Source organism: Hyunsoonleella ulvae (genome assembly GCF_016827605.1).
Lineage (GTDB): Bacteria > Bacteroidota > Bacteroidia > Flavobacteriales > Flavobacteriaceae > Jejuia > Jejuia ulvae.
The window spans coordinates 1,047,351-1,060,248 of record NZ_JAEPJQ010000001.1; the positions used below are offsets into that span (position 1 = coordinate 1,047,351).

Below are 12,898 nucleotides of genomic sequence, written 5' to 3' on the forward strand. Positions count from 1 at the left end.
TGATACAATCCCAATAGTAGGTGGGACAAAATGACAATTAATGTTTGTGTATTCATATAAAATCAATAATTAAGCCACAATGGGTTGTAATGCTTCTAAAGCTTTTTTTACTGATGTAATGTTTTCAAAAGTTAATAATAATCGTAAACCATTTCTGGTTTGTTTCTCCTTCATTTTACAAACTTGGGAATTGGTTTGTACGAACTGTAATACTTTGGTAAAGTTACTACTTTGATAAAAACTACTTTGCTGATCGTTAATAAAATAACCTATGAGTTTATTTTGTTTCATGATAACTTTTTCAAAGCCAATTTTAGTAGCCAACCACTTTATTTGGACACTATTTAATAAATCGGTCACTTGTTGGGGTAATTCTCCAAAACGATCTATTAATTCTAACTCAAATTTCTGTAATTCCTCTTCTGTTTTTAAGTTATTGAGTTGTGTATATAAATTTAAACGTTCTGCAATGTTATTAATGTAACTATCAGGGAATAATAACTCAAAGTCGGTATCAATGGTAACATCTTTTACATAAATCTTGTCCTCGCCTTCATCTTTATACAAATCCTTAAACTCATTTTCTTTAAGCTCTTCAATAGCTTCATTTAGAATTTTTTGATAGGTATCAAATCCTATTTCATTAATAAATCCACTTTGCTCGCCACCCAATAAATCGCCAGCACCTCTAATTTCCAAATCTTTCATTGCAATATTAAAACCGCTACCCAATTCGGTAAACTGCTCTAAAGCTGTGATGCGCTTTCTGGCATCTTCGGTCATTGCTGAATATTCTGGTGTTATGAAGTAACAAAACGCTTTTTTGTTGCTTCGGCCTACACGACCACGCATTTGGTGTAAGTCACTTAATCCAAAATTGTTTGCGTTGTTAATGAAAATAGTATTGGCATTAGGTACGTCCAATCCGCTTTCAACAATAGTAGTACTTACTAACACATCAAAACCACCATCCATAAACTGTAGCATCAACTGCTCTAGTTTTTTACCTTCCATTTGTCCATGGCCAATCCCAATTTTAGCATCAGGAATTAAACGCTGTAACATGCCTGCTACCTCTTTAATATTCTCAATACGATTATGAATAAAGAAGACTTGTCCGCCACGTTGAATTTCATAGCTAACCGCATCCCGAATAGTTTCTTCATTAAAACGAATCACATGGCTTTCAATAGGATATCGGTTTGGAGGCGGTGTGGTAATTACCGATAAATCCCTAGCTGCCATTAAACTAAACTGCAAGGTTCTTGGTATTGGTGTTGCCGTTAAGGTTAACACGTCTACATTCTCCTTTAACGTTTTTAGCTTTTCTTTTACGGCAACGCCAAATTTTTGTTCTTCATCAACAATGAGCAACCCTAGATCTTTGAATTTTACATTTTTATTTACTAGCTGATGCGTACCAATAATAATATCAACCTTACCCTCAGCCAGAGCTTCTAAAGTTTCTCTTTTTTGTTTGGCTGTTCTAAAACGATTCACATAATCAACTACAACAGGAAAGTCTTTTAAACGTTGTTTAAACGTTCGCGAGTGTTGATAGGCCAAAATAGTTGTTGGCACTAAAACGGCCACTTGTTTTCCATTATCTACGGCTTTGAATGCTGCACGAATGGCAACCTCAGTCTTACCAAAACCTACATCACCACATATCAAGCGGTCCATAGGGCGTTCGCTCTCCATATCAGCTTTAATATCGGCAGTAGCAGTACTTTGGTCAGGCGTGTCTTCATAAATAAATGAAGCTTCCAACTCGTGTTGCATATAACTGTCTGGATTGTATTGAAAGCCTTTTTGCGTCTTCCGCTTTGCGTAAAGTTTTATGAGATTGAATGCGACGTGTTTTACACGTGCTTTGGTTTTTTGTTTAAGTGTTTTCCATGCACTGCTACCAAGTTTATATATTTTTGGTGGCTTACCATCTTTACCGTTAAACTTGGTAATTTTATGCAGCGAATGTATACTTAAATACAGGACATCACGCTCACCATAAATTAGTTTTATGGCTTCTTGTTTCTTCCCTTCAACATCTATTTTTTGGAGTCCGCCAAAGCGTCCAATCCCATGGTCTATATGCGTAACATAATCCCCAATATCAAGGTTAGTTAATTCCTTTAGGGTAATAGCTTGCTTTTTGGCATAGCCGTTTTTTAAATGAAATTTATGGTAGCGTTCAAATATTTGATGATCGGTATAAACTACTATTTTAGTATCATGATCTACAAACCCTTGATGCAATGCTAAAATAACTGTTTGATAATCTTTAACATCCAGTTGGGCATCGTCAAAAATATCATGGAACCGTTTGGCTTGTTGCTCACTTACACAGGCAATATAATTTGTGTAACCCTTATCGTGGTTAGCATTTAAATCTTCTATTAATAGGTTGAATTGCTTATTGAATGCGGGTTGTGGGGTAGTGTTGAATTCAATATTATGAGATGTCTCAACCGTGCTCGACATCACAGCAGAGCTCCCAAATTCTATGATAGAAAAATCTAGTAATTGTTTTTTAAGTAATGCTGAATTACAGAACAACTCATGAGGTTGCGCATGTTTGATGTCTTCTGATAGTGAAGCAAAGGCTTCCTCGGCTTTAACATAAAAATCATCAATCCTTGAAAAGAGTAAATCAGCATTTTTCAAACCGATTACTGTTTTCTGGGCAATGTATTTTAAGAAGCTTTGGCGTTTTTCTTCTACCAATTTATTCGCCACATTGGGAATAATATTAATCTTTTTTATTTGCTCTACAGATAACTGCGTTTCTACATCAAAGGTTCTAATAGAATCTACCTCATCTCCAAAAAACTCAATACGATAGGGCTTATCATGTGAAAATGAAAATACATCTACAATACCACCACGTACCGAAAACTCGCCAGGTTCAGTTACAAAATCAACGCGTTTAAACTTGTATTCAAAAAGTACTTCATTAACAAAATCAATAGATACGCTATCGCCAACACCAACTTTTAACGTACTGCGTTCCAGCTCCTTTCTAGTAACAACCTGCTCAAACAACGCATCGGGATAAGTAACAATTATTGCTGGTTTTTTTTGTGAGTTAATACGGTTTAAAACCTCTGCACGTAGTAATACGTTGGCATTGTCGGTTTCCTCAATATCATAAGGCCTACGGTAACTACCAGGATAGAACAACACATCCTTTTCAGATAATAACTGCTCTAGATCGTTTAGATAATGCGCCGCCTCTTCTTTGTCGTTAAACACCAAAAGAAATGGCTTTTCCACTTCCTTAAAAACCGAGGCTATTACAAAGGAAAACGAAGAACCAACCAGTCCTTTTACATGTGTTTTTAATTGGGTTTGGGCAATAGTATTTCGCAGATTTTGCGTTTGCAAAGCCTGTACATAGGTTTGAGAGATATGGGTTTTACTCACCTATTTTTGTTTTGAAGTGCAAATATAGTGCTTGAAGCTTTTTTTCAATAATAAATAAGGTCAAAAATCAGGGTTTTCTTCTAATTTAGAATAATAATACTGCTATTATAGAATAATTGTTTTATTTGATTTAACTAAATTAGTTTCTAATTTAATTAAAGTCTCATGCCTTATAAAAAGCTTCTATTTACTTTTTTAAGTTTTTCTTTAACATTCTTAATTCATGGCCAAAATTTTTCTAGTAATCTTGAAAAAGAAATATTTTCTTCATATGCTAAAGATTCTATTAATTATGATTTTATAGAAAGTTTATTTGCAATGGATTCCATTATTGATAAGGAGGAAATATTAGAAAGAAAAGAAAAAATTAAATCACTAATTAAAACATTTCCTGAAAAAGAAAATAGTGATAAAAAAGAGAAGAAAAGGATTAAAAAAATATACAATAGTATACACGATACATTCTTTACCAAATACAATTTAAATTCATATTTCAGTGATATTTTTAAAGACGGAACATATAATTGTGTTACAGCTACTGCGATGTATGCCTATGTGTTTGATGAGTTAAACATACCTTATCATATAAAAGAGACCCCTTCCCATGTTTTCTTAATAGCATACCCTAATTCTTTTAATATATACCTGGAAACTACGGCACCAGGTGCATATGGTTTTTCCATACCTAAAGAACCTGAAGTAAAAAAAATTATCGATGAACTAATTGCTTATAAAATTGTAACTAAAAACGAAGTAAATGAAAAAGGCTATATGCAGTTTTACGAAGATTATTATTACGGCAAGGAGTTTATTGATAAAAGTGCTTTAATTGGTATGCAATATTACAACAAGGGCTTGAGTAAACTTGAGTCTCTAGATTATGATACTTCGCTAAATAACTTTAGAAAAGCAAAAACTTTTTATTCTTCCCCTCTCATTAAACCCCTGCTTAAAAGCATTATGTTTGTAAAAGTTAATGAACTGGTTTTTAATTCTCTAGATGATATAGACTTTCTTATTGAACTTTTGTCTATAGCTAATTATCCTAAAGATTATTCCCTGTCAAATTTAAAATCTTCCCTTTATAAAATTGTAGAGCATGATGATAATGACTCGGAATTTATCTTAAATACTATTGAGAAGTTTCGTTCTATAAAAAATGATAAGGTAAAAAATGAAGCCATTGAGTTCCTTTACGAATACCTAGGAAGAAAAGCTGCCTCAAATAGTGAATATGATGAAGCAATTATTCATGCTGATAGTATTTTAAAGATTAATTCTAACAGTAAAATAGCGAAAGAAATTGTTGAGTTTACTATTTTTAGAAAAGTTGCTTATTCTTTGTATGATATAAAGGCTTTAAACTCCTTTTTAGAATCTTCAAACAAATATGAATTTCTTAAAACCGATAGAAGGTATTTTATAAGTCTAGCGCATTTCTACGGTAACTTATCTTTAATGAACTACAAGAGTAAAAGTATAACTACAGCCAAAAATTATAGGGACAAGTTTGAAGATATAATGGATACAAATAATATTCTGGACGAAATAAACAAGGTTTTAATAGTTGATTTATACTTAAGAGCCGGAAACTATTATTACTATAAAGGGAAGTATCAATCTTCGTATAACATATACAATAAAGGTCTAACATATATACCTAATCATCCCGATTTAATGAAAAGAGCACAGTGGTCTAAAGACGAATTGTAGTGTTAAAAACTCTGTTAGACAAAAAAACTAAATTCTTACTTACATAAAAATAAAAAAATATGTAGGTTTGCAGCACTAAAAAAGAAGTATATATGTCGTTTTCAAATTTATTTGACAGTGGTTTTAAGAAGCGTAATGAAAGCCATTTTGCTGCAATTGTTAGAGTAGCAATGGCAGATGGTGTAATTACTGATGATGAAAAAGCCTTTTTGGACAGATTAGCTCGAAAATTGGAGATTGGAGATAGCGATTATAAATCCATATTAAAGAATTATAACTCGCACCCTATTAATCCCCCTGTATCTTACGACCAGCGTTTGGAGCGTTTATACGATTTAGTACGTATGATTCATGTAGATACGATTACTGGAGAACCAGAAATGTTATTATTGAAAAAGATTGGTGTTGGACTTGGGTTTCATGCAGTAAATGTAAAATACATTGTTGATAAAGCATTAACACTTGTGAGTAACGGTGTTGATTTGGATGATTTTGTGGACCAAATAAAGAATATGAATAGATAAAAATTAGATATTCAATATAATTTAAAAGCGTCCAACATGTTGGACGCTTTTTTTATGAAATGAGCCCAACGAAATATAAATAAAAAGATAAAATATGATTGCGAATTACATCTGACCAATAAAAATATTAACTATCAGATGAAAAAAATAAAATAATTTGAAACTGAATTTTAAAAACTAAAATAATAGGCATTGAAGCGTAAGCAATTGGGAGACAAACTTTTGCCATATAACGTAAGTATCTGTTGAAAAACGGACAGTCATTTTTATGTCTAAAATTAATTATAAATAATTGATTTTCAATAAATTAAATTGAAATTTTATTTGGAAGTTTAAAAAATTCCACTTTATATTTGCAGCGCAGTTTTAGATAAACAACTGTAAAACAAAATTTATTTAATAAGATCCTGAAATACTGAAATAAATTCAGTACAAGTAAGTTCAGGATATATAAAAACTAAAAGCCATGTTGAAGTATTATATAGCATTTCAGGATTGGAGTTGTAACCCAGAGTTATGGCTCAGGCTTCGGTTTTTTCTGTAGATTATTACTTTCCAGAAAAAAAATCCGAAGCAAAACAAACTGTTTCGGATTTTTTTATTCCTAGAATATTTATATCCGATTCTATTTAAGAGGTATCAAATACACTTCTTAAACACGTTTAATATTTAAAAATTAAAACAATGGGATTATCAATTGCTGACGCTTACTATTTAAAAGCGAAAGGAGCGTCGTGTGGAATTTTTAGTGACTGGGATGAAGTTTGCGAAGCTTTAAACTATGCATTGTCTTATGATGAAAATCATTGTCCGTCGTTATGCCTTTTAGGCGAAATATATGCAGAGCATTTACATATGTATGATGAAGCATTTAACTGTTTTGATAAAGTAATAGGCATAGATCCTGGGAATACCGAAGTATATCAAATGTACGCCACGTATTTAATATGGAGAAACAAAACGGAACGCGCCGAAAAACTTGTAAAACATGCGCTAAGCATTGCAGAAATAGGTAAAGCACCCTTGTTATGGTTACTGTCTTACATAAATGAAACTAAGGGCGAGTACAAAGTAAGTTTAGAGCATTTAAAGGATGCCAAGGTAGATAGTTATAACGATAGGTATTTCAGCTATATGCAATATGAGGAAAAGCGCATAAAAAAGAAGATAGAATTATCTAAACCCAAGGCTAAAAAGAAGACCTCTAAAAAGCCAAAGAAAAAGGGGAAGAATAAATAAACTTGAATAGCAGTACGGTTAAAGGACATTTTCTCTGTTAGTAAATAAGGTGTTTTGGGCGTAACCCCGCCGAAAAAGGCGGGGTCGCGCTTTACTCTTGGATTTTATTATCAAATTAATGAATTCGTGAATGTAAACATTCCACTACTCGCTCTCTACGAGGAGCTCAAACATGCCGTTCAATCGATTACGCAGGGTGTTTGCTGGCTTAGTACTTAATACCAGAGCTATTTAGGAAATACACCTTCTTTATTCATCCATTTAATTGCATCAATTATTCTCTCTCTTTTATATTTAGATTTATTTTCATGCCAATCATAAAACTTCTTAATAATTAACTCATTGTTTACTAATTGATTGAATTCCAAAGACTCTTTCCAACAAGCAAAAACAGTAGCTATTATTTCAACTTTATCCGTTTTAAACTTTCTAAATTTTTCTAATAAAAAATCTATATCACCTAATTGTTCCTTGAAATATATTTGATACCAGTCTTTATGACCTCCAGCTTTATCTAATGCCTTATACTTAGGATAATCTTTCGGACTATATTCGAACCATTTGTTGATTTTAAATTGCTTATCGATTGACCTCATTAATCTTGGATCATATGGTCCCATGGCCTGCTTTAAAAAATTGGTGTGTAGACTCATACATGTTGTATGTTGACATAAGTACATAAGCTTTTGAAGTTTTAAATGACCTAATGTGTATTCGTTCTGTAGCTTATATACTATTTCAGCAGCAAGCACTGTTCTCTTATGATAATCAATTTTTGTAGCTTTAGAATCATTCTTTTTTGAGTCAGATAGAATTTTTTTAGGATTAATATTATTAATATTACCTTCAAATTTATAATCTTCAAAAGCTTTATCAAAAGCATTTAATTCTTCTTCATTCTCAGGAAAACCAAATCCTAAAGCTCCTAATAAATTATCAAATTTAGAATTCTCCATCTGAAAGTTCTTTTGTTAAATTCATCACTTCCATATAACTAATAATTTTATCTTTTGCCTCCTTCTTGTAACTTCTTACTGTTGATTGCTTAACACCTCCTAAAAACTCTCGTAATGCTTTGAGTAACTCTTTTGGTAAATTACAGCCCATTCTTTCATGTTGCCTATATGTTAAATATACAGCTCTATGAGCAGGAGAAAGAGATTCAATGGCTTTCCATCTAATTTGGTCTTTAACACTTAATTTTACATTATGCAAAATAGGTAAATCTTTTACTATGGTTTCAGATCCATCATAAAAATGGCCTCTTTTCTTTTTTTGCTGTAGTCTGTAATAATCTGTAAGCTCATTCCTAGCAATTCCATACAAATAAAGTTTAAATGAGTTATCAATATTTGAAGTGTTAGTTTTTTCAATTTTAAAGTCTCCTTTAAGAGCATAACTTTTAAATGTTGATTCTGCAATCTGTTCTGCGACATTGACATCATGCTTAAATCTTTTACAATTAATTTCACACTTATTAAGTAAATCTTTCCTAAATCTATAACACAAGGCAAAAAACACTAAATCCCTAATATTATCTGACTGATTTCTGTCTTGGAATATTTTGATTAAATTGTAAGTACTTTCTTTTTCAAACTTTTTCCAATCTTCCATCAATAGGTTTCAATTTGTATACGCAAAAGCGTTGGTAACGCTTTTGCGTATTAACAATGAGCGCAGGTAAGTAAAGCTAAGAATAAATTGGACACAAGCAAAGAAAATGACTACAAATAAGTAAAAATACTACAAGTTTTAAATAAAAATAAATTATATATGATAGAATCATTATTAAAAACACTCTTTACAAAATCTGTAGTTAAACTATGGGAAAATAAAGATATGTTAAGTCTTTATTTAAAAACGCTTTTTGGCAAGTATAGAAATAAAGATATAAGATTCTCAATCAGTTACCTCTTTAAAATTCAAATCCCCGAAACAGATAAATACTTGCTTGTTCTTAATAGAAGAATAGAAAATCAATTACAACCTGTTGGAGGTGTTTATAAACGTTATGGAGACGATAAATTGTTTGAAAAATGGGGTTATTCACCTGATAGCAAAAAAAATGGATTAGATGTAGATTCAGAAAGTGATGGCGATTTACGATTTAAAGTTGCTGGTAAAAATGTTGTTAAGGTAATTAGGTGGTTTGATGAGGGAAAAGAACGAGAAATTAGTGGAGAAAGGGAATTTAAAGAAGAACTTCTAAACACTTCAATTCTAGACAGTAACGTGTTTAGCCAAATAAAATATAAGCACATTAGAAGATTTTCAAAACACCTCAAATGGAGTGAATTTTTCAGTTGTTTTGAAGTGCTCGTTTTTGATGTTTTTGAACTACTCCCCAATGAAGAACAAAAGGAAGCACTTAAGGCTTTAAATAAAAAGAAAACCAATCTAAAAAAAGGCTATGCAATTGCTAGTTCTGATGATATAAGACAATTACGGTTTGTGAAAAGAGGAAAACAAATTGCCCGTGTAGGAGCACATACGAAATTATTAATCAATCAAAAATTTTAAAAATGTTAGATATATTTAAAGATTACAGACTACAAAGAGAGGAACTTTTGGCAAGAATAGCTCAAGAACTTCAATTAGATAACACAAGGCTTGAAAAAATGGAAACTGCATACCGTTCGGTAGCCGAAGTTCTAAAAAAGGATGAAGATTTTTTTGATGAATTAGAAATTGAAATTTATGCTCAGGGTTCAAAAAGAATCGGTACGACTGTAAAGCCGATAAATGATGAAGACTTTGATTTAGATACTGTTCTTCACATTTACGACCTGTATTATAATTATTCGCCAATTCAGGTGTATAATGCCTTAATAAAGGCGTTAGAAAAAGATACCTATTACAAATCAATAATGGAAAAGAAAACAAGATGTGTAAGGCTTAATTACAAAAGCGATTTTCACATGGATATTTTACCAGCTTGTATGCCAGATAGTTTTGATAAGGAAAAAATAAAAATACCAGAAAAAGCATTAAAAAACTGGTCTTCTGGAAACCCAAAAGGGTTTGCAAATTGGTTTCTTACTATTGCCAATTCAGTTGATTCTTCTTTATTAAAATTGTATTCCAAAGCGTTATTAGAGGCTAAAGTAGAAACAGAACCATTACCTGATGAACTATACATGAAGACGCCGCTTCAAAGGGCTGTTCAACTTATTAAAAGATATAGAGATATTTATTTTAAAAACAAAGGTTATCGAGTTTCAAGTATTGTAATTACAACATTGGTAGCAAAGCTATATGTTGGTGAGGATTCAATTTTTGACACTATTGATAATGTTATCCAAAAAATAAAAGATAGTTATATAGACTCGATTAAGACAGGTTATAGATTCAAGGTACTAAATCCTGTAAATATAGATGAGGATTTTACAGATTCGTGGACTCAAAATCACTACAATAGTTTCTATAATTTCATATCTGATTTTCATAAAAAATGGCAAAATCTTAAAAATTCATTTGAAACTAGTAATACTGACTATATTGAATTATTCGGAGAAGGCATTTATAAAAAATCACTTACTGAACAGCTTAAAATGTTTTCAAAAAATTCAGACGATGATTTTACTCGTTCAAGTGGTTTGATTATCGAAAATAGTGCTATGACTGACTCTAAAGGAAAAATAAATTCAGATAAAGGAACAAAGAATGAACCTCATCACAACTTTGGAGGCAAATAGAATATACGAAATTAAAAAAAACTGGTGTCTTTTTTTAAATACTGAAAAAGCGCTTGTAGAAAATTATTTTCAATGGCTCTCTTTAAAAATACATAATCAAAAGAAATTATTATACGGAAAAGGAAATCTTAAATTTAATACCAAAAGTTACGATGTAGAGCTTTATTATTCACCATTTTTTAACTTCAGGCATGATAGAATTTATATAAGAGACAAGTCAATAAAATATAATGATGATATTCATCTATATAAAGACTTGTCTTTGTGTTTATACCATCCTGTGATTGACAAACCATTATTAAGCGGGATACCGTTGTATAAAATGATTCCATGGATCACTGAATGGATAGTTTTTTACGAAAAATATCGAGAATACGGTGTTTGGCTTGGCAAAGAAATCAAACATTAAATAAAATTCACGATTATCCCCAATTCCCTACCTTTACCACCCTATGAACAACCATTTCAAATCCATAATTCTACAAAAAACAGGCGCCACTTCTTTAGTTGAAAAAGAGGTCATTCAAGAACTATGGAGTGGTTACGGTAAAATCATTCGTGTTGTTTTAGAAAACGCCAATTTGGAAAGTGTGGTTGTAAAGCATGTGCAACTACCAAGAAGAAATAATCACCCCAGAGGATGGAACTCGGACATTGGCCATCAAAGAAAATTAAAATCCTATAAGGTAGAAACAACTTGGTATAAAGAGTATAGTAAAATAAGTATGACACGCTTACCAAAATGTTTTGCTATAGAACACCACCAAGATGAAGTACTTATAGTTCTTGAAGATTTAGATAAAGCAGGCTTTCCTTTACGAAAACACAATGTGGAATGGCAAGATATCGATATCTGTTTAGAATGGTTGGCACAATTTCATGCCAGTTATTTAGGAAAAACACCCAACGGACTTTGGGAGATTGGCACCTATTGGCATTTGGCAACCAGACCTCAAGAACTAGAAGTTTTAGAAGATACTGCATTAAAAAATGCTGCTACTGCTATTGATAAAAAATTGAACAATTGCAGGTTCCAAACCTTTGTTCACGGGGACGCTAAATTGGCCAACTTTTGTTTTTCAGAAAACGGAGCAGTTGCTGGTGTGGATTTTCAGTATGTTGGTGGTGGTTGCGGTATGAAAGATGTGGCTTACTTTATTGGAAGCTGTTTTAATGAAAGTGATTGTGAACGATTAGAATCAACTATATTAGACACCTATTTTTCACATTTACATAAAGCTCTTGGCGCAACAAATGAAGCCCTTGAAAACGAATGGCGATCTTTATACCGAGTGGCTTGGGCAGATTTTCATAGGTTTTTAAAAGGCTGGAGTCCTGGGCACTGGAAAATTAATAGCTACAGTGAACATGTCACTACAGAAGTAATAAAAAATCTATGAAAATTGAACCCTAACAAAGTGAGACCTGTCAGATTTTAAAATATACAAGGCACGTATAACATAAAGAAAATGGATTTACAACACCTCGCAAATATTGCTATTGAAGCAGCATGTTCTGCCGGAAAAATTATTCAGAAATACATGAAGGAGGATATTGTTGTAGAACAAAAAGAAGGCGGCTCAACTTACGCCTCCCAAGTTGTTACAAAAGTAGATCGCGAATGTGAAAGCATCATTCTTTCGCATTTAATACCAACCTGCAAAACATTTGATATTGGTTTACTATCTGAAGAGACCAAAGATGATGGCAGTCGATTAGAAAAAGATTTCTTTTGGTGCATAGACCCCTTGGATGGCACATTGGCGTTTATTAATAAACAAGCTGGGTTTTCTGTATCTATTGCATTAATTGCCAAGGACGGCACTCCTGTAATTGGTGTCGTGTTCAATCCCAGTACTAATACGATGTATCATGCCATAAAAGGAAATGGTGCCTATAAAAACCAAAAACCTTGGCTCATTAAAAACACCAATAAACATCTCACTTACACTACTGATAAAGAATTAAAGGATACGCCAAAGGCACAAGAAATTCAACGTATACTCAATAACCACGTAACTACCTTAGGATTAAAAGGCATTAAAGAAATTTCTGGAGCAGGTGCTGTAATGTGTGCCATTTTAGCTTTAGAAAACGGCCCCGCCTGTTTTTTAAAACTCCCTAAAAACAAACTTGGAGGCGGCAGTATTTGGGATTATGCCGCTACAGCTTGTATTTACAGTGAGCTTAAACTTGAAGCCACTGCATTTGATGGGAAAAGATTAAATTTAAATACAAGAAACAGCACTTTTATGAACGGGCAAGGGGTATATTATACTAACTTAAATTTAGTGTAATACCATT

At 32.2% G+C, this 12,898-nt stretch carries 11 protein-coding genes; 8 read left to right on the top strand and 3 right to left on the bottom strand.

Annotated elements, in window-relative coordinates:
* Positions 1 to 69 precede the first annotated feature (69 nt).
* Complete coding sequence (mfd, locus tag JS605_RS04735) at positions 70 to 3,423, bottom strand: transcription-repair coupling factor (protein ID WP_203256503.1); 3,354 nt, start codon at positions 3,421 to 3,423, stop codon at positions 70 to 72.
* A 165-nt stretch (positions 3,424 to 3,588) separates the two neighbouring features.
* Between mfd and JS605_RS04740 the strand changes: the two genes are divergently transcribed.
* From JS605_RS04740 to JS605_RS04750, 3 genes are all read left to right on the top strand, one after another.
* Positions 3,589 to 5,136, top strand: a complete 1,548-nt coding sequence (locus JS605_RS04740) for a hypothetical protein (RefSeq protein ID WP_203256504.1) — start codon at positions 3,589 to 3,591, stop codon at positions 5,134 to 5,136.
* Between the two features lie 92 nt (positions 5,137 to 5,228).
* Entirely contained in the window at positions 5,229 to 5,660 is a 432-nt protein-coding gene (locus JS605_RS04745) for a tellurite resistance TerB family protein (protein WP_203256505.1), read from the top strand.
* Between the two features lie 684 nt (positions 5,661 to 6,344).
* Complete coding sequence (locus tag JS605_RS04750; protein WP_203256506.1) at positions 6,345 to 6,899, top strand: tetratricopeptide repeat protein; 555 nt, start codon at positions 6,345 to 6,347, stop codon at positions 6,897 to 6,899.
* A gap of 227 nt (positions 6,900 to 7,126) precedes the next feature.
* On the opposite strand, the gene JS605_RS04755 is transcribed toward JS605_RS04750, so the two are convergent.
* Both JS605_RS04755 and JS605_RS04760 read right to left on the bottom strand, forming a co-directional pair.
* Complete coding sequence (locus JS605_RS04755; protein ID WP_203256507.1) at positions 7,127 to 7,855, bottom strand: hypothetical protein; 729 nt, start codon at positions 7,853 to 7,855, stop codon at positions 7,127 to 7,129.
* Positions 7,842 to 8,513 (bottom strand): sigma-70 RNA polymerase sigma factor region 4 domain-containing protein, encoded by a 672-nt coding sequence (locus JS605_RS04760; RefSeq protein WP_203256508.1) that lies wholly within the window; start codon positions 8,511 to 8,513, stop codon positions 7,842 to 7,844. The genes JS605_RS04755 and JS605_RS04760 overlap by 14 nt, the downstream gene beginning before the upstream one ends.
* Positions 8,514 to 8,672: 159 nt before the next feature.
* Here JS605_RS04760 and JS605_RS04765 point away from each other — a divergent pair, with 159 nt between their 5' ends.
* The 5 genes from JS605_RS04765 to JS605_RS04785 all read left to right on the top strand — a co-directional run bounded on the left by JS605_RS04765 (position 8,673) and on the right by JS605_RS04785 (position 12,891).
* On the top strand, positions 8,673 to 9,419 hold the full coding sequence (locus JS605_RS04765) for an SMODS-associated NUDIX domain-containing protein (RefSeq protein WP_203256509.1): 747 nt from the start codon (positions 8,673 to 8,675) through the stop codon (positions 9,417 to 9,419).
* 2 nt (positions 9,420 to 9,421) lie between these two features.
* Positions 9,422 to 10,594 (top strand): nucleotidyltransferase, encoded by a 1,173-nt coding sequence (locus tag JS605_RS04770; protein ID WP_203256510.1) that lies wholly within the window; start codon positions 9,422 to 9,424, stop codon positions 10,592 to 10,594.
* A complete protein-coding gene (locus JS605_RS04775) occupies positions 10,563 to 11,003 on the top strand; it encodes a hypothetical protein (protein ID WP_203256511.1) in 441 nt (146 codons plus the stop codon). Before JS605_RS04770 ends, JS605_RS04775 begins: the two co-directional genes overlap by 32 nt.
* 43 nt (positions 11,004 to 11,046) lie before the next feature.
* The gene (locus tag JS605_RS04780; RefSeq protein ID WP_203256512.1) at positions 11,047 to 11,994 is read left to right on the top strand and encodes an oxidoreductase family protein; all 948 of its coding nucleotides are present in this window, start codon (positions 11,047 to 11,049) and stop codon (positions 11,992 to 11,994) included.
* 69 nt (positions 11,995 to 12,063) lie between these two features.
* The gene (locus JS605_RS04785; RefSeq protein ID WP_203256513.1) at positions 12,064 to 12,891 is read left to right on the top strand and encodes a 3'(2'),5'-bisphosphate nucleotidase CysQ family protein; all 828 of its coding nucleotides are present in this window, start codon (positions 12,064 to 12,066) and stop codon (positions 12,889 to 12,891) included.
* Positions 12,892 to 12,898 lie beyond the last annotated feature (7 nt).